At 63.3% G+C, this 26,409-nt stretch carries 28 protein-coding genes; 10 read left to right on the top strand and 18 right to left on the bottom strand.

Annotated features, from left to right (window positions below):
- Positions 1–163: 163 nt before the first annotated feature.
- Positions 164–628: a hypothetical protein gene (locus tag ACM3N8_RS03625; protein ID WP_416015467.1), complete on the top strand. Its 465-nt coding sequence runs from the start codon at positions 164–166 to the stop codon at positions 626–628.
- Positions 629–785: 157 nt separating this feature from the next.
- Positions 786–1,154, top strand: a complete 369-nt coding sequence (locus ACM3N8_RS03620) for a VOC family protein (RefSeq protein ID WP_416015466.1) — start codon at positions 786–788, stop codon at positions 1,152–1,154.
- A gap of 142 nt (positions 1,155–1,296) precedes the next feature.
- On the opposite strand, the gene ACM3N8_RS03615 is transcribed toward ACM3N8_RS03620, so the two are convergent.
- The gene (locus ACM3N8_RS03615) at positions 1,297–2,886 is read right to left on the bottom strand and encodes an alpha/beta fold hydrolase (RefSeq protein WP_416015465.1); all 1,590 of its coding nucleotides are present in this window, start codon (positions 2,884–2,886) and stop codon (positions 1,297–1,299) included.
- Between the two features lie 207 nt (positions 2,887–3,093).
- Positions 3,094–4,440 (bottom strand): NADP-specific glutamate dehydrogenase, encoded by a 1,347-nt coding sequence (gene gdhA, locus ACM3N8_RS03610; RefSeq protein WP_043135209.1) that lies wholly within the window; start codon positions 4,438–4,440, stop codon positions 3,094–3,096.
- Between the two features lie 670 nt (positions 4,441–5,110).
- On the opposite strand from gdhA, the gene rluF reads away from it, so the two are divergent.
- Complete coding sequence (rluF, locus tag ACM3N8_RS03605; protein ID WP_290016980.1) at positions 5,111–6,145, top strand: 23S rRNA pseudouridine(2604) synthase RluF; 1,035 nt, start codon at positions 5,111–5,113, stop codon at positions 6,143–6,145.
- Between the two features lie 76 nt (positions 6,146–6,221).
- Here the strand turns inward: rluF and ACM3N8_RS03600 are convergent, their stop codons facing one another.
- The 3 genes from ACM3N8_RS03600 to ACM3N8_RS03590 all read right to left on the bottom strand — a co-directional run bounded on the left by ACM3N8_RS03600 (position 6,222) and on the right by ACM3N8_RS03590 (position 10,208).
- On the bottom strand, positions 6,222–8,048 hold the full coding sequence (locus ACM3N8_RS03600; RefSeq protein ID WP_416015885.1) for an exotoxin A binding domain-containing protein: 1,827 nt from the start codon (positions 8,046–8,048) through the stop codon (positions 6,222–6,224).
- A gap of 398 nt (positions 8,049–8,446) precedes the next feature.
- Complete coding sequence (locus ACM3N8_RS03595; protein ID WP_290016979.1) at positions 8,447–9,682, bottom strand: cyanate transporter; 1,236 nt, start codon at positions 9,680–9,682, stop codon at positions 8,447–8,449.
- Complete coding sequence (locus tag ACM3N8_RS03590; RefSeq protein ID WP_290016978.1) at positions 9,675–10,208, bottom strand: nucleoside deaminase; 534 nt, start codon at positions 10,206–10,208, stop codon at positions 9,675–9,677. The genes ACM3N8_RS03595 and ACM3N8_RS03590 overlap by 8 nt, the downstream gene beginning before the upstream one ends.
- Before the next feature lie 110 nt (positions 10,209–10,318).
- On the opposite strand from ACM3N8_RS03590, the gene ACM3N8_RS03585 reads away from it, so the two are divergent.
- Positions 10,319–11,161, top strand: coding sequence for a LysR family transcriptional regulator (locus ACM3N8_RS03585; RefSeq protein ID WP_290016977.1), 843 nt, complete (start codon positions 10,319–10,321; stop codon positions 11,159–11,161).
- A 30-nt stretch (positions 11,162–11,191) separates the two neighbouring features.
- Here ACM3N8_RS03585 and ACM3N8_RS03580 read toward each other — a convergent pair whose 3' ends face one another.
- From ACM3N8_RS03580 to ACM3N8_RS03560, 5 genes are all read right to left on the bottom strand, one after another.
- Entirely contained in the window at positions 11,192–11,659 is a 468-nt protein-coding gene (locus ACM3N8_RS03580; RefSeq protein ID WP_290016975.1) for a GyrI-like domain-containing protein, read from the bottom strand.
- A 40-nt stretch (positions 11,660–11,699) separates the two neighbouring features.
- Positions 11,700–11,855, bottom strand: coding sequence for a pleiotropic regulatory protein RsmS (rsmS, locus tag ACM3N8_RS03575; RefSeq protein WP_080741068.1), 156 nt, complete (start codon positions 11,853–11,855; stop codon positions 11,700–11,702).
- An 82-nt stretch (positions 11,856–11,937) separates the two neighbouring features.
- Positions 11,938–12,408 carry an acyl-CoA thioesterase gene (locus ACM3N8_RS03570; protein ID WP_043135262.1) on the bottom strand — a complete coding sequence of 157 codons (471 nt, stop codon included), beginning with the start codon at positions 12,406–12,408 and terminating at the stop codon, positions 11,938–11,940.
- Between the two features lie 20 nt (positions 12,409–12,428).
- Positions 12,429–12,728 carry a hypothetical protein gene (locus ACM3N8_RS03565; protein ID WP_290016972.1) on the bottom strand — a complete coding sequence of 100 codons (300 nt, stop codon included), beginning with the start codon at positions 12,726–12,728 and terminating at the stop codon, positions 12,429–12,431.
- Positions 12,725–13,573 carry a DMT family transporter gene (locus ACM3N8_RS03560; RefSeq protein ID WP_290016970.1) on the bottom strand — a complete coding sequence of 283 codons (849 nt, stop codon included), beginning with the start codon at positions 13,571–13,573 and terminating at the stop codon, positions 12,725–12,727. The genes ACM3N8_RS03565 and ACM3N8_RS03560 overlap by 4 nt, the downstream gene beginning before the upstream one ends.
- Before the next feature lie 62 nt (positions 13,574–13,635).
- Here ACM3N8_RS03560 and ACM3N8_RS03555 point away from each other — a divergent pair, with 62 nt between their 5' ends.
- Together ACM3N8_RS03555 and ACM3N8_RS03550 are read left to right on the top strand one after the other, a co-directional pair.
- Positions 13,636–14,286 carry a tellurite resistance TerB family protein gene (locus ACM3N8_RS03555; RefSeq protein ID WP_241278239.1) on the top strand — a complete coding sequence of 217 codons (651 nt, stop codon included), beginning with the start codon at positions 13,636–13,638 and terminating at the stop codon, positions 14,284–14,286.
- A gap of 195 nt (positions 14,287–14,481) precedes the next feature.
- Complete coding sequence (locus tag ACM3N8_RS03550) at positions 14,482–14,940, top strand: GNAT family N-acetyltransferase (RefSeq protein WP_274454387.1); 459 nt, start codon at positions 14,482–14,484, stop codon at positions 14,938–14,940.
- A 33-nt stretch (positions 14,941–14,973) separates the two neighbouring features.
- Here the strand turns inward: ACM3N8_RS03550 and ACM3N8_RS03545 are convergent, their stop codons facing one another.
- Positions 14,974–16,413, bottom strand: a complete 1,440-nt coding sequence (locus ACM3N8_RS03545) for a PLP-dependent aminotransferase family protein (RefSeq protein WP_274452192.1) — start codon at positions 16,411–16,413, stop codon at positions 14,974–14,976.
- 120 nt (positions 16,414–16,533) lie between these two features.
- Between ACM3N8_RS03545 and ACM3N8_RS03540 the strand changes: the two genes are divergently transcribed.
- The 3 genes from ACM3N8_RS03540 to cydX are packed head-to-tail and all read left to right on the top strand — an operon-like array spanning position 16,534 to position 19,374.
- Positions 16,534–18,105 carry a cytochrome ubiquinol oxidase subunit I gene (locus ACM3N8_RS03540; protein WP_290016969.1) on the top strand — a complete coding sequence of 524 codons (1,572 nt, stop codon included), beginning with the start codon at positions 16,534–16,536 and terminating at the stop codon, positions 18,103–18,105.
- A complete protein-coding gene (gene cydB / locus ACM3N8_RS03535) occupies positions 18,105–19,232 on the top strand; it encodes a cytochrome d ubiquinol oxidase subunit II (protein WP_042641813.1) in 1,128 nt (375 codons plus the stop codon). Before ACM3N8_RS03540 ends, cydB begins: the two co-directional genes overlap by 1 nt.
- Positions 19,233–19,260: 28 nt before the next feature.
- Complete coding sequence (cydX, locus tag ACM3N8_RS03530) at positions 19,261–19,374, top strand: cytochrome bd-I oxidase subunit CydX (RefSeq protein ID WP_005310033.1); 114 nt, start codon at positions 19,261–19,263, stop codon at positions 19,372–19,374.
- 58 nt (positions 19,375–19,432) lie between these two features.
- Here the strand turns inward: cydX and ACM3N8_RS03525 are convergent, their stop codons facing one another.
- The 6 genes from ACM3N8_RS03525 to ACM3N8_RS03500 all read right to left on the bottom strand — a co-directional run bounded on the left by ACM3N8_RS03525 (position 19,433) and on the right by ACM3N8_RS03500 (position 23,465).
- A complete protein-coding gene (locus ACM3N8_RS03525) occupies positions 19,433–20,605 on the bottom strand; it encodes an MFS transporter (RefSeq protein WP_290016966.1) in 1,173 nt (390 codons plus the stop codon).
- A 380-nt stretch (positions 20,606–20,985) separates the two neighbouring features.
- Positions 20,986–21,789, bottom strand: a complete 804-nt coding sequence (gene dkgB, locus ACM3N8_RS03520) for a 2,5-didehydrogluconate reductase DkgB (RefSeq protein WP_416015464.1) — start codon at positions 21,787–21,789, stop codon at positions 20,986–20,988.
- Between the two features lie 115 nt (positions 21,790–21,904).
- Complete coding sequence (locus ACM3N8_RS03515) at positions 21,905–22,201, bottom strand: putative quinol monooxygenase (protein WP_416015463.1); 297 nt, start codon at positions 22,199–22,201, stop codon at positions 21,905–21,907.
- A 175-nt stretch (positions 22,202–22,376) separates the two neighbouring features.
- Complete coding sequence (locus tag ACM3N8_RS03510) at positions 22,377–22,739, bottom strand: VOC family protein (RefSeq protein ID WP_290016963.1); 363 nt, start codon at positions 22,737–22,739, stop codon at positions 22,377–22,379.
- A gap of 118 nt (positions 22,740–22,857) precedes the next feature.
- Positions 22,858–23,082: a hypothetical protein gene (locus ACM3N8_RS03505; RefSeq protein WP_290016962.1), complete on the bottom strand. Its 225-nt coding sequence runs from the start codon at positions 23,080–23,082 to the stop codon at positions 22,858–22,860.
- Entirely contained in the window at positions 23,079–23,465 is a 387-nt protein-coding gene (locus ACM3N8_RS03500) for a DUF6404 family protein (protein WP_290016961.1), read from the bottom strand. The genes ACM3N8_RS03505 and ACM3N8_RS03500 overlap by 4 nt, the downstream gene beginning before the upstream one ends.
- 194 nt (positions 23,466–23,659) lie before the next feature.
- Here ACM3N8_RS03500 and ACM3N8_RS03495 point away from each other — a divergent pair, with 194 nt between their 5' ends.
- A complete protein-coding gene (locus ACM3N8_RS03495) occupies positions 23,660–24,562 on the top strand; it encodes a LysR substrate-binding domain-containing protein (protein WP_290016960.1) in 903 nt (300 codons plus the stop codon).
- A 310-nt stretch (positions 24,563–24,872) separates the two neighbouring features.
- Here ACM3N8_RS03495 and glpK read toward each other — a convergent pair whose 3' ends face one another.
- Positions 24,873–26,375 (bottom strand): glycerol kinase GlpK, encoded by a 1,503-nt coding sequence (glpK, locus tag ACM3N8_RS03490; protein WP_005310059.1) that lies wholly within the window; start codon positions 26,373–26,375, stop codon positions 24,873–24,875.
- Between the last annotated feature and the right edge of the window lie 34 nt (positions 26,376–26,409).

The following is a 26,409-nucleotide window of genomic DNA, read 5'->3' as shown; positions in this document are numbered from 1 at the left end:
CCATTATTCAGTTGGCATCTCACTATAATGTGCGCGCAATCAATGGATTTTTGTAAATAAATCAGTAGGCTAGTTTTTGCTCTTTCGTCTTAGGCGGTGAATGTATGTGGTGAAGGGATCGCCATATCGTGGAGCATGCCATAACAACCACAGGGAGGTGGTGATGGATCCGGTTTCTTATCTTTTTTCGGCCTATCTCAATCTGGTGCAGCAGCAGGTATCGGATATTTATGGCGCTGAGCCCAAGTCGCTGGTGGTGGAGTATGAGGGGGAGCAGATCCCCTTTGTCTTCCAGTTCTGGCAGCTTCAGCCCAAAAGCGTCTGTCGCAGCTACGAGCAGGATGCGCGACGCTTCAGCCAATGCACCGTCAAGGCGTCCGCCCTGTTTGGCAAGCTGTGTGACGAGTTGTCTCGCCAGGAGAGTAACTGGCAGCAACCTCAGTATCGCGCCATGTACTGCGCGGCGTCAGTCAGCTATCGCCCCATGATCGCCGACATTCGCGAGAGCAAACAGGATCCTGCCCGGCAGGCTGAACGCGCCTGTAATCAGGCCATTCTGGCGGCCATGGACAGTGATGATGAAACCCTGCTGGCTCAGCGAGACAAAGCGTGCGCCGCGGTGCAGTGAGGCGGATTTATCTGACAACATACTCACTTGGCCTGTCTGTGCGTGCCACGACACACATCTGCTCCTCCTTGCCGGGTTGCCCACGGTTGTGGAAAGCGTCGAGCATTCATGGGCATATGCCGGTCACATCAGCCACATCCACAACCAGGAGATAACCATGATCAGCCACATCGACCATCTGGTATTGACGGTGAGCGACATAGAGCGGGCCGTCGCGTTTTACAGTTCGGTGCTCAATATGGAGGCCATCACCTTTGGTGCGGGGCGCCGGGCGCTGCGCTTTGGCAACCAGAAGATCAATCTGCAACTGCCGGGGCAGGAGCCGCGCAACCGGGCGCAGGTGGGGGCGGGGGATCTTTGCCTCATCACCCATTGGCCGCTGGCACAGGTCATCGCCCAGCTTGCCAGCCACGGGGTGGCGATAGTCGAAGGGCCCGTCACCAAGAGCGGCGCCTGCGGGCCCATCGAATCCGTCTACTGCCTGGATCCGGATCAGAACCTGGTCGAGATCAGCCGCTATCCCTGATGGCGCGGTCTTATCCCTGCCGGCGAATGTTGTGGGCCCTGCCATGGCTTGGACCCGCCAGCCCCTATCGCAATCAGCTGCCTCTGGAGGGGGGATGACGCCCCTCCGCTGACGGCTCGCGCTTGACTGTCTGCCGACCGCCCTAAAAGGGCGAGTCCGGCGTATCCGCTTCATCCAAAAACGCGTCTATGTCGGCCCGATAGTCGGCATCGCTGCGCTCGTTGCCGACCTGTGCCGGCTGCCCCATGGCCGCTGACGGGAGCTGGGTTGGCGCCGCCAGCGTCTCCATCACCCGCGCCTGCAGATAGGGGTAGAAGGGGTTGGAAGAGGTGCGGGTGAGGGTGCCGGGATTGACGATCAGCACCCCGCGCTCGCCGCGCAGGGCCAGGCCACCCAGGTTGATGCCGTACTGGTTCATCTGCTCGGGGCGTGGCGCCATGCCATAGAGGGGATCGTCCATGGGGAAGGGCAGGGCCACGTGGGAGAGGGAGTAGATCTCCTTGGGATAGTCGATGCCAAGGGGCAGGATCTGCTGCGGCCCGCCGCCCGCGGCCAGGGTGCTGGCCTGGGTCTGTGGACGGGACGTCGCCTCGTTGCCCACTACCGTCAGCCGATAGGGCTGGGGCTGGCTCGGCAGCAGGTGACTCAGGGCCAGCTCGGAGGCGCTGTTCATCAGGGGGCCGAAGACAGAGCCGCGATTGATGTCGAACAGCACCAGCTCGCTGCCGTTGGCCGGCAGGAAGTGGTAGAGATCGGCGATGATGGAGCGGGTGCTGACCGTGTAGTCCATCACCGACTGGAAGGTGAGGGCCGGGGGAAATGCCGCCAGCTCGCCACTGGTTGCCAGCTGGCGCACCTGCTGCTGGATGGCGTGGGTCAGCCGGTAGGATTGGCGCGCCCCGTTGACCGGGAAGGAGTTGTATTTGAACGGATTGAACTCCGGCATGATGCCGAGCCAGGCCGCGTTGGCAAAGGCGGGCAGCAGGGCGGGCACCGCCTTCAGGCCGGCGAAGCGGGCAAAGCGGGTCACTCCTATCATGGGGGAGATGAGCACCAGCCGATCCGGCCTTGCCAAGGTGCCCGTCTTGTCTTCCAGCGCATCCAGCGCGTATTTCACCGCCAGCGCGCCGCCGTTGGAAAAGCCCACCAGATGCAGCGGCAACTTGCCCGGGGCCAGCACCCTGGCCTCGCGTACCGCCAGTCGGGTGGCCGCCAGCCAGGTTTCCCACTCCATCTTGACCAGCCCGGCGGGCACTGTGCCGTGGCCGGGAATACGCAGGCCCAGGGCGATGAAGCCCTGCTCGCGATAGCGCTGGGCCAGGTGACGCAGACTGTAGGGGGAGTCTGTCAGGCCGTGCAGGAACACGGCCACCCCCTTCACCTCGCCATCCGGGCGCAGCAGGTAGGATCGGTTCCAGTTATCGCGAAAGTGGGCGGGATTGATGGGCGCATCCTGAAAGTAGCGATTGCCCGCCAGCTGTTGCTCCGGCGGCGTCTTGGCGACCACCTCCCGCTCCACCAGACTGAACAACTGCTGCTCGCGGGTTAGATAGGCTTGCCAGTCGCTGCTATCGAGCTCCTCGGCACTGAGTTCGGGTGGCACAAAGGTGTGCCACAGTTGTAGCGGCGCCGCCTGCCAGGCGAGGTAGGCGATCACCCCCCAGCCGAGCAACAGCGCCAGCAACAGGGTCAGCAGAGAGAGGCGAAGGAGGCGACGGGTACGAGCCAGCATGAAACTGTCCTTGGCGATGAAGAGGGGGCCGGCACAGGTTGGGCCGGGCTGCCGGGATGAGCGCTGCGATTTGAATGCAGAAATATGGTCTAAAGCCTAATGGAAACAAGGTGATAAGTACAGGCGATGGCAGGTGGCAAGGCCATGAAAAACGCGGCAGCCCCTGGGCTGCCGCGCTGTGTGTTGAGCCTGGTCAGCCGAGCTGAACTAGCAGACCCCCTGCGCCAGCATGGCATCGGCCACCTTGACGAAGCCGGCGATGTTGGCGCCGCTCTCGTAGTTCACATGGCCCTCGCCATCCTGTCCGAAGCGGACACAGGTGGCGTGTATGCTGGTCATGATCTCCCTGAGGCGGGCATCCACCTCTTCCCGGCTCCAGGAGAGGCGCTGGGCATTTTGGCTCATCTCGAGGCCCGAGGTGGCCACGCCCCCCGCATTGGCCGCCTTGCCCGGGGCAAATAGCACCCGGGCCTCGTGGAATAGCTTGATGGCGGCGGCGCTGCTCGGCATGTTGGCCCCCTCGGCCACCAGCTGCACGCCGTTCGCGATGAGGGTGACGGCGTCCTCTTCCCCCAATTCGTTCTGGGTGGCGCAGGGCAGGGCAATCTGGGTGGGCAGATGCCAGGGCGTGCGGCCGCTCAAAAACTCCAGCCCCAGCTCGTGGGCATAATCGGCAACCCGCTTGCGCTGCTCGTTCTTGAGCGCCATCAGGCGAGCCAGCTTGTCGGGGGTGAAACCATCCGGATCGTACACTGTGCCACCGGAGTCGGAAGCGGTGATCACCCGGGCGCCGAGCGCCATCGCTTTCTCGATGGCGTATTGGGCCACGTTGCCCGAGCCCGACACTGACACCGTCATGCCCGCCAGTGACTGATCGCGATGGGCCAGCATGGCCTGGGCGAAATAGAGCAGGCCGTAGCCGGTGGCCTCGGGGCGAATGAGGCTGCCGCCAAAGGAGAGTCCCTTGCCGGTGAAGACGCACTCGGCGCTGTTGGTGAGCTTCTTCATCATGCCCGCCATGTAGCTCACCTCGCGCCCGCCCACCCCGATATCGCCGGCCGGCACGTCTGTGTTGGCCCCCAGGTGGCGATAGAGCTCCAGCATCAGCGCCTGGCAGAAGCGCATCACCTCTCCCTCGCTCTTGCCCTTGGGGTCAAAATCGCTGCCGCCCTTGCCGCCGCCCATGGGCAAGGTGGTGAGGGCGTTCTTGAAGGTCTGCTCGAAGGCGAGGAATTTCAGTACCGAGAGATCCACCGAGGGGTGAAAGCGCATGCCGCCCTTGAAGGGACCTATGGCCGAGCTGTGCTGGATGCGATAGCCGCGATTGACCTGTACCCGGCCCTGGTCGTCGACCCAGCTCACCCGAAACTGGATCAGCCGCTCCGGCTCCACCAGCCGCTCCAGCAGGCCGTGCTGCAAATAGCGGGGGTGGCGTTCCACATAGGGCCAGATGGAGGCGACCACCTCGCTCACCGCCTGAATGAACTCGGGCTGGTGGGGGTTGCGGCTGGCCACCTGGGCCAGAAAATCCGTCTGGGATAGGGAATGACTCATCTGTAACTCCTGTAGTGAATGATGAAATTGGCCTCTTGCCAGAGAAAAGCGCATGCCGTGCATCCAAATTTATGATTTGTGTTGGGGATGAATGCGGACAAAGATTTGGTTTTGTGTCTGCTTTGCCAACGATTGTTATGTTGGCCGCCGAAAGTCACAGAAAACCGGGATGGCTGCAGCAAGATAATTCGCGACAACGAAAATCTTTTTATGCATTTTAAGTTAATAAATAGCAAGTGGTTATTGGTGGCGCAGGGCACGGGGGCAAGCCGGTTGCATATGGCGTGAATGTTTTCAGGGTGAAAATGGGAGGCTCTTCTGCCTCGCCCTGGTCGCCATTTTTTAACCTTTCTCTTGGCCGCATCCCGGCCTTGCCGTGTTGGGCGCGGAGCAAGGCGCCAGCGGTGCGGCTTCATAATGGCATGACGCCACGCACATTTTGCTGCGGCGCGTCGCCGTGGATGGCAAGTATCCGGCGTGCTGGACGGGGCAATATGCTACTGTAGCGGCGTTTTTTGATGGTTAAGCTGGCCTTGGCCTTTTTGAAGATGGAATGGTATGCAGAACTTTGACGTAGTGAATCGGCTGATGCAGCAGACAGCCTCCCCGGCCTGGCCGGAACCGGCAACCGCGCAACTGGATGGGGCTATCGGCCTGTGGCAGGTGACTCATGCTGGCTGATGAATCCATGCGCCTGAACAAATACATCAGCGAGAGCGGCATCTGCTCGCGCCGTGAGGCCGATCGCTTCATCGAGCAGGGCCAGGTCTTTATCAATGGCAAGCGGGCCGGGATCGGTGATCAGGTGTTTGCCGGGGATCTGGTCAAGGTCAATGGTCAGGTGATCGAGGCGCGGGAAGCCGACAGCCTGGTCTTCATCGTGCTCAACAAGCCGGTGGGCATAGTCTCCACCACGGAGGCGGGCGAGAAGGACAATATCGTCGACTTCGTCAACCACAGCACCCGCGTTTTCCCCATAGGGCGGCTCGACAAGGACTCTCAGGGGCTCATCTTCCTGACCAACCACGGCGATCTGGTCAACAAGATACTGAGGGCGGGCAACGATCACGAGAAAGAGTACCTGGTGACCGTCGACAAGCCGGTGACCGACGAGTTTGTGCGCGGGATGGCGGCTGGGGTGCCTATCCTCGGCGCCGTCACCAAGAAGTGCAAGGTGAAGAAAGAGGCGCCCTTCGTGTTTCGCATCACCCTGGTGCAGGGGCTCAATCGCCAGATCCGCCGCATGTGCGAACACTTCGGCTTCGAGGTGACCAAGCTCGAGCGCATCCGCATCATGAACGTCAGCCTCAAGGGGTTGCCGGTGGGCGAGTGGCGGGATCTGACCGATGATGAGCTGATCGAGCTGTTCAAGCTGATCGAGGACTCCTCCTCCGAGGTGAAACCAGCCAAAGGCGACAAGCCCAAGGTGGCCAAAGCCGCTGTTGCTCAAACCGGCAAAGCGGCGCAAGGCAAGAAGCCGCGCCGGGATGATGACCACGAGATAGGCGGCCGCCCCAATGTGCCGGGCCCGGAAGCCTTCGAGAAGAAGAGCCCGGTGGGCAAGGTCGGATCCGGTAAAGGGGCTGCCAACAAAGGCGGCGCTGGAAAAGCCGCCGCAGGCAAAGGGGCCCCCAACAAGGGCGGCAAACCGGCCGCAGCCAAACCACGCGCCGGCCAGGGTGGGCGGCAGAAGAAGGGGCGCTAAGCGCCCTCTCATTCCCCGCGTTGACAGCGAAAAACACCGGCTACAGGCCGGTGTTTTTGTATTGATGAACCGCGATTCAGAGTTCGTCGCGAGGCTGGGTGACGTAATCAGTCAAGGTGCTGATAGCACTCTCTTCCTGAGGCACGCTGGCAGGATCCAGATCGCCGCCGACGTTGCGCGGATCCGTTGGTATGGTGGAGGGGATCACCACTGCCTGCTCCGCCAGGCGCCATCCCAATATGGTTTCGAGGCGCCCGCCTTCTTCTTCCTGTCCTGTGATGGCGTCCAGTTGCAGTGGCAAGGGGTGACCAATCAGGCGACTGACCTCATCAACGGCGCCGGGATCGGCCAGTGTCTGCTGGGTCGCATAGAGGCGGGGCAGCGCGGCGCGCGGCACATACACCCGCAGCAGCACGCCATTGCGGATGCGGCCACGGGCATCCGCTTCCTGATCCTGGGCGTAACCATAGGCGAGGGCCGGATCGCCAGCGACATAGAAGCCTTGCCAGGGGGCGATCGAGGATTGATCCCGTTCATGAACCCCCTCAAACACTATGCTGTGGGCGGCTTCAAGGAAGGTGCCGTGATAGCCGACGAAGAGGTAACCGCGCGCCAGCAGCTGGCGATGGGCCTGATCCAGGCGGGGCACCGACCAGTTGCGAGTACCGGCCGTGCTGAAGCTGACCTCGTCCCCTTCACCCAGGAAGCTGGCACCATTCGGATAATCCCGCTCCTGCAGGGCATCGGCACTGTCGGCCGGCGCCAGGCAGTTAAGATCGGCGGCGGGGCAGGTGAGATTGACCACGTCGGCGCTGGCTGCCTGCTGTTGGGTATTGCCCGCACGCTGGTGGGTGAAGGCATCGCTCTGGGCGGCCGCCATGCTCAGGGCCAGCCGTGCCTGGGCCGGGTTTTCCCGAATGGCTTGCGCCAGCTGCCCCTGGGGCGTTTCGCCATCTTCGGGTGTGGTGTTGGCCAGCGCCTGGGTGATCACAGTATCAAGCTGGGACCATGGCAGGCGGGTCAGCAGATAGAGGGTGATGAGATTGTGGACCGGATAGCCGCACTGGCTGAGCTCTTCCCAGCCTCTGGGTTGACGGCTTCTGGCCAGGGATTCAAGCGGTATGGCGCAAACCTGATGAGTGGTGAGGGCCGCCAGACCGTCTCCCTTGGCAAAGTGCAGACGATGACTGATGGCGGTCGGCACGATATGGGTGTCGTGAGAGGCGGGCGCACCGGCCAATACCCGGTAGACCTTGCCTTCCCATGTATCGCCCAGGTTGCAGGTGCGCTGAGACAGGTAGTTGTAGACCGCATCCAGCGGATCCAGCAGGCACAACACCTTGCCGGTGTGCCACTCGCTCCAGCGCTTCTGACGACTGTGCTGGGTGGGCGCCGCCACGAAGCCGACACCGGCTGCACTGAGGGTGAGGGTGCGATTGATCTGATTGTTTTCCACGTGCCTGACGAAGAGCGTAGAGTTGCTGGCCATGCTGCGCAGCAGGTCGTCGCTCACTTCAATGCTGTAGATGGGGGAGATATGGCTCACCTCGGATCCTGCATCCAGCTCGTGGAAGAAGACCTTGATGCTGGCGGGGGCATCGTCGCCGACGGGGACCAGCCAATGCAGCGACCAGTTGCCGCGTCCCTGGCGGGTATAGCTGTATGTGCGCGGGCCCTTGCCTGCGGTGGGACTGGTCAGGGTGATGGTGGTGCCATCCGTGCGCAGGGTCAGCGCATTGCCGATGGCCAGCTTGAGGCTGTCTCCCCCTTCCTCCAATACCATGGAGTAGTGCAGTACCCCGGATTCTGCCTGTTCACCCAGCAGGCCGGTGAGATCGAGCTGGCTGGCGCGAACCCCCTGAGCCAGATCCAGAGTGCAACGGGTGGCGCACTCCTGCCACAGGTTGAATTACTCTTCGGCCATGACCGGTGAGATGGCACCACCTAGCATGGCCAAGCCACCGAGTAGAGAAGCCCATTTTGTGTTTGTCTGCATGTGATTTCCTTTGAGTGATATCAAAGCCACTGGCTCGTGGCGTTCTCCTCCTTGATGAATACAGCCTCTTCCCTGTCAGAAGAAACGAGATTAATTCTCGTCTGAGTGCCTTACCTTAATGGGCTCAGACGGCAGCACAACCCTCCATATGGGAAGGCTTAATGTGTTATAAATCAAATGGATATGTAGCTTGTTGCTGATGATTTTCTCAGCTGGCCCGATACAGGAAAGCGAGCAAGGGATGGGTAGGGGCTGGAGGGCGGTGAGTTTGCCTCCTCATCCGGGAAAGAGGAGGCGAGTGCAGATCAGTTGATGGAGGTGGGTGCGGGAGACGGTGTGGCCAGCTTCATGGCGCTGGGGTAGCCGCGCGGATCGAGGCGCAGCACCAGCAGGCTCATCAGCAGCAGGCCTCCCAGCTGCCACTGCCAGGCAGCGGCGAAGTCGCCACTCAGGTGATGGAGGCGGGCGGCCACCCAGGGGCCGGTCGCTGCCAGCATGAAGCCAAATCCCTGCATCAGGGCGCTGAGGGTGCCGGCGCGGCGCGGGTCGGGCAGGTGATCCAGCGCTATCACCATGATGAGGGAGAAGCTGCCGCCGAGCCCTGCGCCGCACAGCATGCACCAGAGGATGGGGGCGGCTTGTGGGGCGAGCCAGAGGCCGCCAAATCCCGCCAGTTGCATGACAATCGCCAACCCCATCCAGGGACGCCGGTCTGTGTTGCGGGCCGCCAGCAGTGGCAGGCCGAGACCGCTGGCGGTCTGGGCCAGTGCCAGCCAGGCCACCAGCTCGCCTCCCTGCTGGGCGCTCCACCCTTGCGCCATGTAGGCGGGTGCCAGCCAGGCGACGACTATGCCGTAGCCGCTGTTGATGATGCCAAAGCAGCCGATCAGCAGCCAGCTGCGGGGCAGGGCAATAAGCCGCTGCTCGCCGTGGGGAATTGCGATCGCGGCGGCGCCTGGCAGCCGTACCCGCCAGATGAGCCAGACCATGGCCAGCAGCACCGGCAGGCTCCACAGCGCCAGCGCCCGCGACCAGTCGAGGCTCGCCGCCAGCTGCGGGGTGAGGCTGGCTCCCAGCGCCCCGCCTCCCATCATGCAGGCGGAGAAGATCCCCATCACCAGCGGCACCTTGTGGGCGAAGCGCTGCTTGATAAGGCCGGGCAGCACCCCTTGCACCAGCGCCGAACCCAGGCCACAGAGCGCCGCGCTGGCGATCAGCAGGGCGCCGCTCTGGGCATCGAAGCGCATGGCATTGCCCATCCCCAGCAGCAAGAGGGCGGCCCCCAGCAGCTGGCGCGGGCCTGTGAGACGACGCAGGCCAGGGGTGATCAGCACGCCGACCCCGATAAGCCAGAGTGGCAGCAGGGTCAGCCAGGCCAGGGTATCCATGCCCAGCGCCAGCGCGTCGGCAATGTCGCGGCTCAGGGGGCCAATGGCGGTGAGAAAGGGGCGCAGGTTGAGGCCAATCAGGATCACCAGCACCAGCAGGGCCAGTGCCTGCTTGCCATCGGAGGCGGCACCGGCGGGCAGGCCCTTACTCATGAGTCGGCTCCGCCTGCGGCCTGGGAGCCTCATCGCCATAGAGGCAGGCGGCGCTGATGGAGCTCGGCAGCTTGATGAGGGGCAGGGGGGGCGGCTTGAGGGGCAGTCGCAGCTTGTCATAGCTCGATGTGCTGTCAAAGCCGAAGGGGGCCGCATCCTGATTGTCGAAGGCGTAATAGACGGCGGCAATGCCGTTCATCACCAGGGCGCTCAGGCACATGGGGCAGGGGTGACCGCTGGCATAGACGATGGCCCCCGCCAGCGGCCCCGCCTGGCTGGCCTGGCGCAGGGCCTCCAGCTCCGCATGGCGGGTGGGATCGCCGTCCAGATGCATGGCGTTGACGGCGCTCGCTACCAGCCGCTCATCGTGCACCAGCAGGGCGGCGAAGGGGCGACCACCCTGCCGGCGGTTGCAAAGGGCCAGCTGCAACGCCTGCTCCAGCCACCCTTGATGGGCGGGATCCGTGAGGGCGGTCAGCGAAGGGGCAAGGCGAGTGCCTGTGGGGTCGACAGGGGTATGGGACATGAGAGAGACCTTGAGCCAATGAGGGGAGCAGACCAGCCTAGCGGGGGATCCAGTCATGGGGAAATTAAATGATAGAATGGCATTCAGTGGTTTTGTAAATGGAGTGCCCCATGCTGGATCCCCTGTTGCTACGCAGCTTCGTCGCCATCGTCGACACCGGCAGCTTCACCCGCGCCGGTGAGCGGGTGCACCTGACCCAGTCCACCATCAGCCAGCAGATGCGACGCCTCGAGCAGCAGCTCGGCTGCCCGCTGCTTGACCGCTCCGGCCGCCAGGTGGTGACCACGACGGAGGGTGAAAAGCTGTTGGGGCTGGCTCGCCGCATCCTGGCGCTGCTGATGCAGGCCGAGGAGCAGGTGACCGAAGGGAGCCTGCAACTGAGCCTGGGGGTGCCGGAGGATTTTGCCGCCGGCGCCATGGCCCCTGTGCTGGCGGCCTTTGCCCGCGACCATCCGCAGGTACGGCTGGAGGTGCACAGCGGCCTCAGCCACGAGATCTGGCAGCGGTTCGAGGCTGGCGAGCTGGACTTGGCGCTGGTCAAGCAGGCGCGGGGGCAGGGGGCGCCGCGCGCCAGCTGGCGTGAACCCCTGGCCTGGGTCGACAGTCGCGACTGGCCCGCCAGCGAGCGGGATCCCCTGCCGCTGGTGGTGTTCCCGAGCGAGGGGCTCTATCGGCGGCAGATCACCGAGGCGCTCGATGGACAGGGGCTGCGCTGGCGCATCGCCTATGTCAGCGCCAGCCTCGCCAGTTTGCAGGGGGCCGTGAGTGCGGGGATCGGGGTCAGTCTGTTGCCAAGACGGCTGCTGCAACCGGATCAGCGGGAGCTGAGCCACTGGCCGGCGGTGGCGCCGGTGGAGCTGGCACTGCATTTGGGGGCGGAGCGCGGCGAGCCGCTGACTCGCCTCGGCGAGGCCCTCATCAGCCTGTGCGACCAAGTTATGGGGCCTGCCTGAATGGTTGGGCTAGCTGTCGAGGGACCAGCCTCAGGCCATGGCCTGGCGCGGCAGCACGGCGAGCCAGAGCTCGACCTCGCCGCTGCCGGTGTGCGGGTCAAAGGCCGCGCCATAGCGTTCGAAATCGGGCTTGTGGGCAGACTGGTAACCGGACTGCGCCAGCCAGTCCAGCGCCTGCTGCCAGGTATTCGGCATGGTCGAGACATGCCCCTGATGCAGGAAGACGGCATAGGTCTGGGGTTCGATGCGCATTCGCCCCAGGGTCTTGGGCAGCACCTCCAGCGCGGCGACTTCCACCGCGCACATGTATTCGCATTGGGTGGCGGTCACGCCGCAGATGACGCCATAGGCATGCTCGCCCAGCTGGCCCGGCAACGGGCCCAGGGCGCTGAAGTCACGCCATTGGCCACCGAAGTCGGCGTGGGCGAAGGCATGATGACGGCGCAGGCCGCCAAACAGCATGGGGCGGCCGGTTTCGAAACGGATAGGGCCTGTCATGGTACCTCCTGTGCGGGGTGGGGCGGCAGCGCTGCCGCGCTCAGCAATCCTTGCCTTCTTTCAGCTTGCGTTGATAGTCCTCGGATACGATGGCCAGTGCCGCCAGGGCCAGCGCTGGATCGATCCGGTTGGTCTCCAGCAGCTCGATGAGATCCACCGCGAGCTTGACCTCGGGTGGGGCATTTTCCAGTGACATGACAGACTCCGTAATGGGCAAAACGCCATTATACAGAGCCGCACCCGGATAGGGATCGGCCCCGTGTCACGGGCGATCCGGCTCAGAGGTGCTGGCGCATCTCTTTGTCTATCTCCTCGCGCAGGGCCATCAGCTTTTTGGCGTACTGCTGCAACTGCCGATCGGCGGCCGAGACAGGTTGCCACTGGGGCACTGGGGTCGGTGTGCCCGTCTCGTCCATGGCCACGAAGATGATGATGCAGTGGGTGGTCTTGTGGCGCTCCCGGCTGGCCGGGTGGCGGCTGTAGACATCCACCGCCAGGTGCATGCTGGTGGTGCCTGTGTGGATCACCTGGGCGTGTACCTCCACCAGCTGGCCTATCTGGATGGGGCGCAGGAAGCGGATCCCCCCCACGTAGACGGTGACCGCATAGCCGCCGCACCAGCCGGCTGCGCAGGCGTAACCTGCCTGATCGATCCACTTCATCACCATGCCGCCGTGTACCTTGCCGCCAAAGTTGACGTCGGCGGGCTCGGCCAGAAACTGCAGGGTCAGCTCGCGGGGTGGGGTCAGGTTCTCTCCAGGGGCCGGGTTCATTGACGGTAACTCTTGCGATAGGCATCGGCCTGCTGGCAGGGGGGCAGGCTGTTGAGATCGGGCCGCTTGTTGCCCTCCCGCTGGCCGAAGCTGGCGAACTCCTGCTCGCATTTTGCGGCCTTGCCACCCGCCTTGATGCAGGCGTCGATCCGCTGTTGCTTGCCCTGTTCGACCAGCTGTTGCTGGGCTTGCTGGCAGGCGGCATCCAGTTTGGCCTGCTGGGCTTCCCTGTCTTCTACCGCGGCCAGCAGGCTGGCCGAGAGGCTGCAACCGAGCAGCAGTATGGCAATTTTCATGGCTTGTCTCCTGAAGGGGGGCGTCCCGCTATGACCAGGGCTATGCCCCCCAGAATGCCCAGTGATGACAATAACAACCGCAGTGACCAGGACTCATCCAACCAGATGAGACCGGCCAGCGCCGCGAGCAGGGGCACCAGCAACTGCACGCTGGCGGCCAGGGTGCGCCCCAGCTGGGGCAGCACCTTGTACCAGAGTGAATAGCCCAGGCCGGAGGCGAGAGCCCCCGAGGCCAGGGCATAGCCGATGGCGGCCGGGCTGGCCTCAAGCTGACCCAGCAGCAGATAAAGGAGGCTGGCCGGCAGGCTGGCGCGCAGGAAGTGGCCGGCATTGGCGGCGACCGGATCGGCAAAACGCGATGCCCGCAGGGTATAGCAGGCCCAGGCGATGCCGGCCGCGATCATCAGGGCCGCGCCCAGGGGATCTGGCGCCCGGATACCGGGCAACAGCAGCAGTACCAGCCCCGCCATGGCGAGCAGCAGACCGGCCCACTGGCGCCGTGGCAGAGACTCCCCGCGCAGCAGAGGGGGCGCCAGCATGCTGAGCTGAACGGCGGCAAACAGCAGCAGGGCGCCAGTGCCCGTGGTCAGGGTGAGATAGGCAAAGGAGAAGGCGGCAGCGTAGACGAGGAGGGCCAGGGCGCCGCCCCAGTCTCCCTGGCGAGGCGACGGTTGACGGGCCCGGCACAGCAGGAGCAGCACCAGGGCGCCACTGGTCAGCCGCAGCAGGGTGAACAGGGCCGGATCCATCCGTTCTTCAAACAGGGCAAGACGGCAGAGCACAGAGTTGGCGGCGAACGCCGTCAGGGTCAGCAGGGTCAGCAGAAACAGGCGTGGCAGTGGCATCCATTCACCTTGAGTTCAGTGGGCGCGGCCCAGCATGGAAAATCATGCAAAGCGGAGGTCTTATGAAACAGATGCTGGAGCAATTAATGGGCGCTGGCAAGGGCTGGCTCAACGAAGGCGGCGACAGCCGCAAGTCGCAGATGAAGGGCATGGCGCAGGGCGGCCTGGCTGCCGGCGCCATGGCCTTGCTGCTTGGCAACAAGAAGGTGCGCAAGTATGGCGGCAAGGTGGCGGCGGTAGGCGGCGCGGCGGCCCTCGGCGGCCTCGCCTACAAGCTCTATCAGGATTGGCAGGCCCAGCAGAGCGGGGCCGCCCAACCTGCCCAGTCCCTCGATACCCTGCAGGGTCAGGCGCTGGATGCGCGTGCCACCCTGCTGGTGCGCGCCATGGTGGCGGCGGCCCGGGCCGACGGCCATATCGACGCCGCCGAGCGCCAGAAGATCCAGGACTACCTGACCGAGCAGGGCCAAAGCGATGCGGCGCGCTGGATTGACGCCGAGCTGGCCCGTCCCCTGGATCCGCAGGCGTTGGCCCGGGATGTGACCGACATGGAGCAGGCCACCGAGGTCTACCTCGCCTCCCTGCTCGCCATCGACGTGGACCATTTCATGGAACGCGGCTATCTGGATGAGCTGGCGCGGGCCTTGAAACTCGATGACAACCTCAAGGGAAGTATCGAGCGGCAGGTGGCCCAGCTGGGATCCCCGAGCTGACGCCTTAGCGGGAATAGCCATAACGCCCCGTCACGGGGCGTTGTTGTTGCCAGCAGCGAGACCGGCCATCGGCCATGACAGGATACGATTGACCCTTTTTGTTGCCGCTGACTCCCACTATGATGGGTCTCTCGCCCATCTCAAAGAGGATGGACGACCCCACCTGTAAGCCAACACCAGAGCAAGGAGCACATGTTGGAGATACGCAAGGCAACCGAGCAGGATATCGACGCCATTCTCGAGCTGAATCGGCAGATAGGCTTGATCCACTTTGAACATGCCCCCGAGGTGTTCTGTCCGCCATCACCGCAGGAGCGGGATTTTCTGCTCAATGCCATCGGCAGCGAAGGGCGACTGTTTTGCGTTGCCGAGCAGGAGGGCGCCGTGGTGGGCTTTTTGACTGCGCGCATCGACATCAACGAAACCATCCCGTTTCTCAGCAAGCAGCCCATCTGCCGCATCGGCTCAGTGGTGGTTGACGAAAACCACAGATCCCGAGGCATAGGCAAGGCGCTGATCGCCCATTGCGATGACTGGGGCAAGGCGCACGGTGCCCACCAGATCCGGCTGGAGGTGATGTCGTTCAACGAACGAGCCAAGGCACTCTACGAATCCCTGGGGTTCACGCGCCAGTCGGAAATTTATGCCAGATAGCCTGCTCAAGCCGGGCAAGCCAGTCGGGCCCCGTTACGGGGCCTTGTTGTTTTTGGCTGGGACGACGGCCAGTTGCTGATGGATAAGCTCGACCAGCCGGGCGAGGGCGGCTTCCTGTTGCGGGCTCCAGGGATGTGAGCTGTTGAGGCGCAGGCAGTGGTTGTGCATCCCCTGGCTGGAGAAGAGGGCGCCGGGCGCCAGCGAGAAGCCGCAACTGAGCGCCTGGGCGTGCAGTGAACGACTGTCCATGCGAGGGTCAAACTCCAGCCAGAGGAAGTGACCGCCATCGGGTGCGCTGATGCGCACCTCATCCGGGAAGAGGCGCAGCAGGGCCGCCCGCATCTGCTGCTGGCGCTGGGCCAGGGTGTGGCGCAGGCGACGAAAGTGGGCATCGACGCCGCCGTTGAGCAGCATGTCGGCGAGCGCCAGCTGACTCGGCACATTGGTGGAGAGGGTCGACATCAGCTGCAGTCGCTGCACCCGCTCGGCGTGGCGGCCGGCCACCACCCAGCCGACCCGAAAGCCCGGTGCCAGGCACTTTGAAAACGAGCTGCAGAGCAGGCTCTCGCCACGCGCATCCCAATACTTGATGGGGCGAGGCCGCTCGCGGCCAAAATAGAGCTCGGCGTAGACGTCGTCCTCCACCAGCGGCACTTCATGCGCGTTGAGCAGCGCCATCAGCGCCTGCTTGTGTCCATCCGGCATCGTATGGCCGAGCGGGTGCTGCACGTTGCCCATCAGCCAGCACGCCTTGATAGGGCGCTGGGCCAGCGCCTCGGCCAGCAGCGCCAGATCGATACCGACCCCCGGGATCACCGGGATCTCCACCGCGTTCAGTTTCAGCCGCTCCATGGCCTGCAGGGCGCCGTAGAAGGTGGGGGTCTCCACCACCACCCAGTCCCCCGGCTCGGTCAGCACCTGCAGGCCGAGGGAGAGCGCCTCCATGGCGCCTGTGGTGATGATGATCTGCTGGGGGTCGACCGCCAGCCCGTCACCGGCATAACGCTGGGCGATGGCGCGGCGCAGCGCCTCGTTGCCGGGGGGAAGGTCTGCCACCGTGCTGAAGGGGTCGAGCCGACGCATGCAGCTGGCCAGGGCCCGGCCGAGCTGGGGGTGGGGGAAGAGGGCGGGATCCGCCACCGCCATGCCGAGCGGCACCAGTTCGCGGGACTTGCTCGCCTGCAACACCTCGAACACCAGATCGTTGATGTCCACCGAGCCGCTGTAGTGGGCCTGTTGCGGCGCGCTGGCCCGCAGCGGGGAGGGGGCGGCCTTGACGTAGTAGCCGGACTGGGGCCGCGCCAGTATCAGGCCGCGGCTCTCCAGCAGCTGATAGGCCTGCAGCACCGTCATGGGGCTGAGGGCGTGGGTCTTGCAGCTCTGGCGGATGGAGGGAATGCGCTCGCCGGGTTGCCATACCCCGGCTTCAATCTGCTGTTGCAGGCGGTCGGCCAGCTGACGGTAAAGGGACATGCGATAAGACAACTGTTATAGGTGTAATTCAATATAACTGCATCTGTTATAGGTGTCATGACTCATGTTGTACTTGGCAGGCGAAAACCTGTCTGTTAAATGCAACATAGAGAGTCCTGCATGATTAGCCTGGATGATGTGGTAAGCCTGTCCCGATTGCAGTTCGGGGCCACGGCCATGTTTCACTTCCTGTTTGTGCCCCTCACCCTGGGGCTGTCCTGGATCCTGGTGATCGCCGAATCCGCCTACGTGATGACCGGCAAGGTGATCTACAAGGACATCACCCGTTTCTGGGGCAAGCTGTTTGGTATCAACTTCGTGATGGGGGTGACCACGGGGATCACCCTGGAGTTTCAGTTCGGCACCAACTGGGCCTACTACTCCCACTATGTCGGCGACATCTTCGGCGCCCCCCTGGCGGTGGAAGGGCTGATGGCCTTCTTCCTCGAATCCACCCTGGTGGGCCTGTTCTTCTTTGGCTGGGACAGGCTCTCCCGTGGTCAGCACCTGCTGGTGACCATGCTGGTGGCGCTGGGCTCCAACCTCTCCGCGCTCTGGATCCTGATCGCCAACGGCTGGATGCAGAACCCGGTCGGCGCCGAGTTCAATCCCATGACGATGCGCATGGAGCTGACCGACGTCACCGCCGTGCTGTTCAACCCTGTGGCCCAGGTCAAGTTTGTGCACACTGTGGCGGCGGGTTACGTGGCCGCCTCCCTGTTCGTGATGGGGGTGAGCAGCTGGTATCTGCTGCGCCGCATGGAGGTGCGCTTCGCCTTGCGCTCCTTCGCCATCGCCTCCGGCTTCGGCCTGGCCGCCATCCTCTCGGTCATCGTCCTCGGCGACGAGTCAGGTTATCGCACCGGTGAGGTTCAGAAGGTCAAGCTCGCCGCCATCGAGGCGGAGTGGGAGACAGAGCCCGCCCCGGCGGCCTTCACCCTGTTCGGCTGGCCCGATCAGCACGCCGAGACCACCCATGCGGCCGTCAAGATCCCCTATCTGATGGGCATCATAGCCACCCGCTCCCTCGATGAGGCGGTGACCGGCATCAAGGATCTCAAGGCCGAGCACGAGGTGCGCATCCGCAGCGGCATGCTGGCCTATGGCGCCCTGGAGGCGCTGCGCCAGGACGGTGGCAACGGCGCCGCCCGCGCCACCTTCGAGCAGCACCGCCAGGATCTCGGCTACGGCCTGTTGCTGACTCCCCATGCCAAGGACATAGCCCAGGCCGACGAGGCGGCCATCGCCCTGGCGGTGGAGGATTCAGTGCCCCAGGTGGCGCCGCTGTTCTGGAGCTTCCGGCTGATGGTGGGCATAGGGGTTGTGTTGCTCGTGCTCTTTGCCGCCTCCTTCCTGCAACTGTGCCGGGGCCGGCTGGTGCAATCGCCGCGCTTGCTGAGGGTGCTGTTCTGGAGCATACCGCTGCCCTGGATCGCCATCGAGGCGGGCTGGTTCGTGGCCGAGTTTGGCCGCCAGCCCTGGACCATCAGTGAGGTGCTGCCGGTCTCGGCCTCGGTCTCCTTGCTGCAGCCGGGCCAGATCTGGTTCAGCCTCATCTCCATCAGCCTCATCTACACCAGCCTGCTGGTGGTGGAGCTGTTCTTGTTGCGTCATGTGATCCGCAAAGGGCCCGCCAGCCTGAAGACGGGTCGTTATCAAGGTGAAGTCTTGGCAAGCGGGAGTGCGCTCTGATGGATTACGAAACCCTGAAATTGATCTGGTGGGGCCTGGTGCTGTTCATGCTCATCGGCTTCGTGGTGATGGACGGCTTCGATCTGGGGGTGGGCCTGTTGCTGCCCATCGTCGGCAAGACAGATGAGGAACGGCGGGTGTTGCTCAACAGCGTGGGCCCGGTGTGGGAGGGCAACCAGGTGTGGCTCATCGCCGGTGCCGGCGCCCTGTTCGCCGCCTGGCCGCTGGTCTATGCCGCCGCCTTCTCGGCGCTCTACGTGCCCTTCATGTTCCTGCTGTTCGGCCTCTTCCTGCGCCCGGTGGGCTTTGACTATCGCAGCAAGCTGGAATCGGCCCAGTGGCGCCGCTGGTGGGATAGGGCCCTGGTGACGGGGGCCCTGCTGCCGACCTTGGTGTTCGGCGCGACCCTCGGCTTCCTGCTGCAAGGCCTGCCGTTTCGCTTCGATTCGCACCTGCGCATCCACTACGGCGCTTTCGAGTTCAACTGGCCGCTGCTCTTGACCTGCATGGGCACGGCGCTGGCCCTGCTGATGCTGCACGGCGCCAGTTTCCTGCAGTGCAAGACCCAAGGGGTGATCGCCGAGCGCTGTGCCCGCCAGAGCCTCTGGCTCGGCCCCCTGGCGAGCGGCCTGTTCGCCCTCGGCGGCGTCTGGCTCAGCCAGATGGAAGGCTACCGCTTGCAGGAGATCGGCGATCTCAACGGCGCCCTCACCCCGCTGATGAAGCAGGTGGCGCTGGCACCGGACGGCTGGTTCAGCAACTTCGCGGCGCAGCCCTGGCTCTGGTGCGTGCCGGCCCTGGGCCTGCTGCTGCCCATGGTGAGCAGCCTGGCCAGTGCCCGCGGCCTGCCGCGTCTGGCGATCATGGCCAGTGGTGGCGCCTGCGCCACCATGATGCTGACCATCGCCATCGCCCTGTTCCCCTTCGTGCTGCCCTCGTCCCTGGATCCGTCGAGCAGCCTGACCCTGTGGGACGGCACCTCCAGTGAGGGCACCCTGCTGATCATGCTGGGGATAGTGGGGGTGCTGATGCCCATCAACATCGGTTACACCCTCTGGGTCTACCGGGTGGTGCGCGGCAAGGTCAGCACGGATCAGGTGCGCCAGCACGGTCACAGCCTCTACTAACCGTCTTCTACTCAAGGGAGTTTCGACTATGTGGTATTTCACCTGGATTCTGGGGCTGGGCTTTGCCCTGCTCTGCGGCCTGGTCAACCTGCTCTGGCTGGAGGCGCGCTGGGCTGCGGACGAGGATCTCAAGGAGTCTTGAGCCCCGCCGGAAATGAAAAAGGCCGACACCCAGTGTCGGCCTTTTCGTTTGAGGGGGGTTACACCGCCAGCGCCAATCTGGCCTCGCGCTTCTCGCTGACGTGGGTCAGGCCGTAGGCCAGCAGCACGATCAGCGCACCTATCCAGGGGGTGTGCATCAGCCCAAGGTGCTCCACCACGAAACCACCGACAACCGAGCCCAGCGCGATGCCGACGTTGAAGGCGGCGATGTTGAGGCCGGAGGCCACGTCCACGGCGTTGGGGGTATGGATCTCGGCCTGCTTGACCACCAGTACCTGCAGCCCAGGCACGTTGCCAAAGGCGAAGGCACCCCATACCAGCACGGTCAGTACCGCCAGCACCGGATGGGGCGCGGTGAAGGTGAGCAGCAGCAAGATGACAGCCAATCCGGCAAACATCAGCTTCAGGGCGGGCAATGGGCCCATCTTGTCCGCCAGCTTGCCGCCCCAGATGTTGCCGAACGCCACCGATACCCCGTACACCAGCAGGATCAGGCTGACCGCGTTGGCCCCGAAGCCGCTCACCTGTTGCAGTATGGGAGCGAGGAAGGTAAACGCCGTGAAGGCGCCGCCGTAACCGAGCGCTGTCTTGGCGTAGACCAGCAGCAGCGGCTTCTTGGTCAGCACCAGCAGTTGTTCACGGATACTGGAGGCCGCTCCCTTGGGCAGGTTGCTCGGGATCAGCAGCAGGCTGCCCACCATGGCGATGAGGCCGAGCAGGCTGACCACCAGGAAGGTCTCGCGCCAGCCAAACTGTTGGCCAATCCAGGTGCCGAGCGGCACGCCGGTCACCAGGGCGACGGTCAGGCCGCTGAACATGATGGCGATGGCGCTGGCCGCCTTCTCCTTGGCCACGAGGCCGGTGGCTATGGTAGAGCCCACCGAGAAGAAGACCCCGTGGGCCAGACCGGTCAGCACCCGGGCGACGATCAGACTCTCGTAGCCGGGGGCCTGCCAGGCGAGCAGGTTGCCGGCGGTGAACAGCGCCATCAAGCCGACCAGCAGCCACTTGCGCGGCAGCTTGCCGGTCAGCGCCGTCAACAGCGGCGCGCCTATGGCGACGCCGAGGGCGTAGAGGCTGACCAGCAGGCCCGCCGAGGGCAGGGAGACATGAAGTTGCTCGGCGATGGTGGGAATGAGCCCCACTATCACAAATTCGGTGGTGCCGATCGCAAAGGCACTCAGGGTGAGGGCAAATAACGCCAGTGGCATACAAACTCCTTGGATGGGGACTCCCGACGGGAGAATGGCGCCAGTATGCCGATGACCTTTGTTGGCAAAAATGACGATGACATCAAATTACTTTTGCTTAATTAGCAGCAATGGCACCGTGGCATGGGGTGATGGAAACAAGAGGGGTCATGCAGGGGAGTAGATAGTAGCGAGAATAAATAGCGTGCGAAGCGCGCGCAACCAGACAATGGACAACAGAAGGTGGCGGGAAGATGCCAGCTGCACAGGCGGCAGTGGCGTGTGGCATTGGAGACAAAAAAAGCGGGAGGCATGGTGCCTCCCGCTTGGGGTCGAAGAGATGTCCCGAACTGTTGTTCTCCCTTCTCCCCTGGCGGGAGAAGGGCCGGGGATGAGGGGGATCAGTCCCAGGCCGGTGCGAAGTCCGGGTTGGCGCAGCGCTCGCCTCGCTCCAGGGTGGCGATTTGGGCCATCTCGTCGGGGCTGAGCTGCACCTTGAGGGCGGCCAGGTTGGCGGCCTGGTTCTCCCGCTTGGTGGAGCTCGGGATCACCGTCATGCCCTGGGCCAGCAGCCAGGCCAGCGACACCTGGGCCGCCGAGACGCCGTGGTGTTTGCCGATCTCTATCAGGAGCGGCTCGGTGAGCACCTTGCCATAGGCCAGCGGCATATAGGCGGTGATGGCGATGCCCTGCTCGCGGCAGAACGCCACCACCTTGCGGTTTTGCAGCAATGGGTGGATCTCCACCTGCTGGTGGGCGATGGCGCCCGGCCCCAGGATCTCGATGGCCTGTTTGAGCTGGGCCACCGTGAAGTTGGATACCCCTATCTCCCGGGTCAGGCCTTGCGCCCTGGCCTCGGCCAGCTGCTCCAGATAGACCGCCATCGGCACCTCATCCTTGGGGGAGGGCCAGTGAATCAGCGCCAGATCCAGATAATCGGTGCGCAGTTTCGCCAAGCTGGTCTTGAGGCTGGGGATCAGCTTGCCCGGGCCAAACTCGCTGGTCCACACCTTGGTGGTGAGGTAGATATTCGAGCGAGGGACAGCCGTGCTGGCCAGCACCTCGCCCACTTCGCTTTCGTTGTCGTAAATCTGGGCGGTATCGATATGGCGATAGCCGAGCGCCAGGCCGGTATTCAGGGTTGCAAGCAGGGGCTCACCTTTCAGGCGAAAGGTGCCCAGACCCATGGCGGGCATTTTCATCATCTATTTCCTCAAATGGGGTGGTTGGCCCTTGCCCAGAGCAAGGGGGTTGGCTCGGTGCACAGGCCGTGGCGGCGTTGCAAGTTGGCAGCGCCATCGTCAACGAGTCTCGGGATACTCAGGCCGGCAGTCGGCGGTAATTGCGAATAAGGCTGCTGGCAAACCAGGGCTTGGCCCTGGCGACAAACGCGAGGAAGTGAGCTTGCTGCTGGTGGGCTTTGAGCGCGGCTTCGCTTTCCCACTCCTCGTGCAGCATCCAGCCATGGGGGTTGTCCAGGCTCTGGTGCAACTGGTAACGTAGGCAGCCGGCCTCCTGCAGGGTGGCCGCTATCAACGGCTCAAGGGCGGCCCGAAACTGGGCGGAAAATTCGGGTTTGGCTTCAAGTTGGGCAATCACAATCACGGGTGATGACATCTGAACCTCCTTGCGAAAACGAAAGTCAGTATGCCTGCCGCAGGGGGAGGGAAATAGGGCAACAGCCGCAAAACACTATTGAGAGAAGAGCAGCAATGAATGGACAAACGCGATGTGGGGGTGAAGAGGTCAATGAAGCAAATGGAGCAGGGAGCGCCGGGGCACCCCCTTGCCATCAGGTATTGGCGGGCTCAGACCAGACTGCAAATTCATTGCCGCTGGGCTCGACAAAGTGGAAGCGACGGCCACCGGGGAAGTCGAACAGGGGGCGAATGATGGTGCCACCATGCTGGCTCACCTTGGCCTGGGTCGCTTCGATATCGGCGCTGTAGAACACCAGCAGGGCGCCACCTTGAGCCGTGCTGCTGCACAGATCCGCTTTATAGAAACCGCCGTCAAGCCCCTCATCGGCAAAGGCGCAGTAGTCGGGGCCATAATCGACAAACTGCCAGTCAAAGGCGGCCTGAAAGAAGGCCTTGGTGGCCGCGAGATCCCGCGCCGCAAACTCCACATAGTTCAGTTTTTCATGGATTTTCATGCTGCTTTGCTCCCTGCGTGTCCATCTTGTATCAAGAAGAGGCTGATTAAAGAGTGCCTAGTTAACAATACCCCATCAAATCATTTCCCTGAAATTGTGGCGCTGGCAAAATGGAAGGCTATTTGAACTCTTCGCCGTGGTTTTCCAGTCGCTCCAGTCCGCACTGCTGGCACACCACATAGCGGTCTAGCAGCTCAAGTTGGCCACCGACCCCGGAGAAAAATCCGTTGAGAAACGCCCTGAACTGGCCGCTGCGGGTCTTGGGATAAGGGGAAGGCTTCTGCTTTATCCGTTCGCTATGCTCTGTATCCATCCCGCAGCGGGGGCAACACTGTCTGGTCATGCCTGATCCTTGGTGCTGCTGGTACCGACATGTTCTGCCAGCTGCTCCCATGGGGTCAATTTCAGTTGCTTGCAGCGAAACCAGAACCAGCTCGCCATGGTGGGGCCAAAGAAACTGACAAACAGGGCCGTTTGATACAGAGCCGCTGCCGGCGCTATTCCCGTCCCGCGCCAGCTGAAAAACCACATCAACAGACCCCAGAACAGCCCTATGCTGATGCCAAACCCGAGAACGTTGGCGAGCCAGCCCTGATAGTGAGGCGGTTTGACCGGGCAACCCAGCCTGCGCAGCAGTCTGAACAGAGGCGGATTGTAGTTGGCGTGCCATACCCCTTTGCTGGCCAGCTCCTGATGGGCTGCTACCAGCCGCGCTTCGAATGTCATGGTTTCCTTCCTGGTTATATTGTGGCGCCATACGATGCCGTTTTGGCTGCATTGTACCGGCAATGGGCGAGTCTGGTTTGAGCTGGCCATCACGTTATTTATCTGTGCAAACAAAGATGTGGCACCAGAGCTCACTTGCCAATCCACAGCCACTGCGCCTATAAAGGCCCATTACTCTTGTCTGGATAACAGCAATGAAGACCCATTCCGATGAACTGACCCTGTTTGTGGCCGTGGTGGAGGCGGGCAGTTTTCGCCAGGCGGCGGAGAACCTGGGGATGGACAACTCCGTAGTGAGCCGCGGCATCAAACGGCTGGAGGAGAAGCTTGCGACCGTGCTGCTCAACCGTACCACCCGCCGGGTCAGCCTGACCGAGGAGGGGAGCTGGTTCTATCAGCGGGCGGTGAAGATTTTGACCGAGATGAGCGAGGCTGAGGGGCACCTGCTCAGCCGCAAGGAGCAGCCGGAGGGGATTTTGCGGGTCGATGCGGCCACTCCCTTCATCCTTCACCGGCTGGTGCCCATCATAGGCGAGTTTCGCCGCCGCTATCCCGGCATCGAGCTGCAGCTGCACAGCTCGGAGGGTTTCATCAACCTGATGGAGCGGCGGGTGGACATGGCCATCCGCATCGGCGAGCTGACCGACTCTTCCCTGCGCGCCCTGCCGCTCGGCCACTCGCGGCTGCGGTTGCTGGCATCCCCCGCTTACCTGAGCGAGCGCGGCACCCCGCGCCAGCCAGTGGATCTGCTGGCGGGTCACGAGCTGCTGGGCTTTTTGCACCCCGATCACCTCAACCACTGGCCGCTGCTCAGTGCCGAGCAGGGCGATCGCTTTCCCATTACCCCGACCCTGCGCGCCAGCAGCGGCGAGACCTTGCGCCAGCTGGCGCTGGCGGGGCAGGGGATCGTCTGCCTGTCTGACTTCATGACAGGGCCGGATCGGGCGAGCGGCGCCCTGGTGGAGGTGCTGGCCCGCAGCAACAGCGGTGCCTCGCGTCCCGTCAATGCGGTGTTTTACTCCGATGCCCAGCGCGACATCCGGCTGCGGGTCTGGCTCGACTTTATCAAGGAGCAGCTCGGTAGCCATACCCTGTGATGGCGGCATGTTAAGGGCCTACACTCTCCCGGCCAAAGGGGAGGGGATGTTGGCGACCGGCCATGACAACCAGGTTGCATAGGCTGGCGTCTTCCCTTGGCGACAGAAGGGGCGAGGTAGCCTCTGGCAGGTCCGACAAGCGGTAGGGAAGAAAGAGCCGGCCTCCATTCATGACAAGAGAAAGGGTGCCGACCGGCTGTCCGCCAGAGGTGGTGAATGACCACTGTGGATGCTTGACTGAATAAAGAAGAGGCCGACATCGCTGTCGGCCTCTTTGTATTTTCATCTCGGAAAGATGTCGGTTGCCCGATTAATCCTCTTCGGCCCAGCGGCGTGAGCGTTCAACCGCTTTCTGCCAGCCGTGGTAGAGCTTGTTGCGCTCTTCGTGGCTCATCTGCGGGATGAATTCGCGATCCACGCTGAACTTGTCTTCCAGCTCGTCCGAGCTCTTCCAGAAGCCGACGGCTAGACCGGCCAGGAAGGCGGCGCCCATGGCAGTGGTCTCGATGCGGGTCGGACGCACAACCGGGGTGTGCATCATGTCGGACTGGAACTGCATCAGGAAGTCGTTGGCTACCGCGCCACCGTCCACCTTGAGGGCGGCCAGCTTGATGCCGGAGTCCTGCTGCATGGCATCCAGCACATCGCGGCTCTGGTAGGCGATGGATTCCAGTGCGGCACGAATGATGTGGTTGCGGTTGGCGCCACGGGTCAGGCCGACCATGGTGCCGCGAGCATACGGATCCCAGTAGGGCGCGCCCAGACCGACGAAGGCCGGTACCAGGTAAACGCCGTTGGTGTCACCCACCTTGGAGGCGAAGTAGTCGGTATCGCGGGCATCGTGGATGAGCTTCAGCTCGTCACGCAGCCACTGCACTGTGGCGCCGCCCATAAAGACAGCCCCTTCCAGCGCGTAGTTCACTTCCCCTTTCGGGCCGATGGCGACCGTGGTCAGCAGGCCGTTGCTGGAGCGAACCGGCTCTGTGCCCGTGTTCATCAGCAAGAAGCAGCCGGTGCCATAGGTGTTCTTGGCCATCCCTTTTTCGAAGCAGAGCTGGCCGAACAGGGCAGACTGCTGGTCACCGGCAATGCCGGCGATGGGGATGCGGGAACCGCCGCCACGGGTGGTGTAGCCGTAGACTTCGGAAGAGGGTTTGACCTCTGGCAGCATGGACAAGGGGATGCCCAGCTCGTCCAGCATCTTTTCGTCCCACTTCAGGTCGCGGATGTTGTAGAGCATGGTACGGGAGGCGTTGGTCGGGTCGGTGACGTGCACTTCGCCGTTGGTCATCTTCCAGACCAGCCAGGTATCGATGGTGCCGAACAGCAGCTCGCCGTTCATCGCCTTCTCGCGGGCCCCTTCGACGTTGTCGAGGATCCACTTCACCTTGGTGCCGGAGAAGTAGGCGTCCAGCACCAGACCGGTGTTCTCGCGCACGTACTCTTCCAGGCCACGGGCCTTGAGCTCTTCACAGATGGCCGCGGTGCGGCGGCACTGCCAGACGATGGCGTTGTAGATGGGTTTGCCGGTGGCCTTTTCCCACACCACTGTGGTTTCACGCTGGTTGGTGATGCCGATGGCGGCGATCTCTTCGCTGCGCAGGCCTGTCTTGGCCAGCACTTCGGTGAACACGGAGGACTGGGTCGCCCAGATCTCCATGGGGTCGTGCTCTACCCAGCCCGCTTTCGGGTAGTGCTGGGTGAATTCGCGCTGGGAGGTGCCGACGATATTGGCATCCTGGTCAAACACGATGGCGCGGGAAGAGGTAGTACCCTGGTCCAGAGCGACGACATATTTTTTTTCAGCAGACATGATGTTCTCCACGTTTTTATTTTCCACGTTTTTA

The organism is Aeromonas sp. A04 (genome assembly GCF_047780465.1).
GTDB classification, from domain to species: Bacteria; Pseudomonadota; Gammaproteobacteria; order Enterobacterales; family Aeromonadaceae; genus Aeromonas; species Aeromonas bestiarum.
Note: the sequence above shows the minus strand (reverse complement) of the source record. Positions and strands in the feature narration are given on the sequence as shown.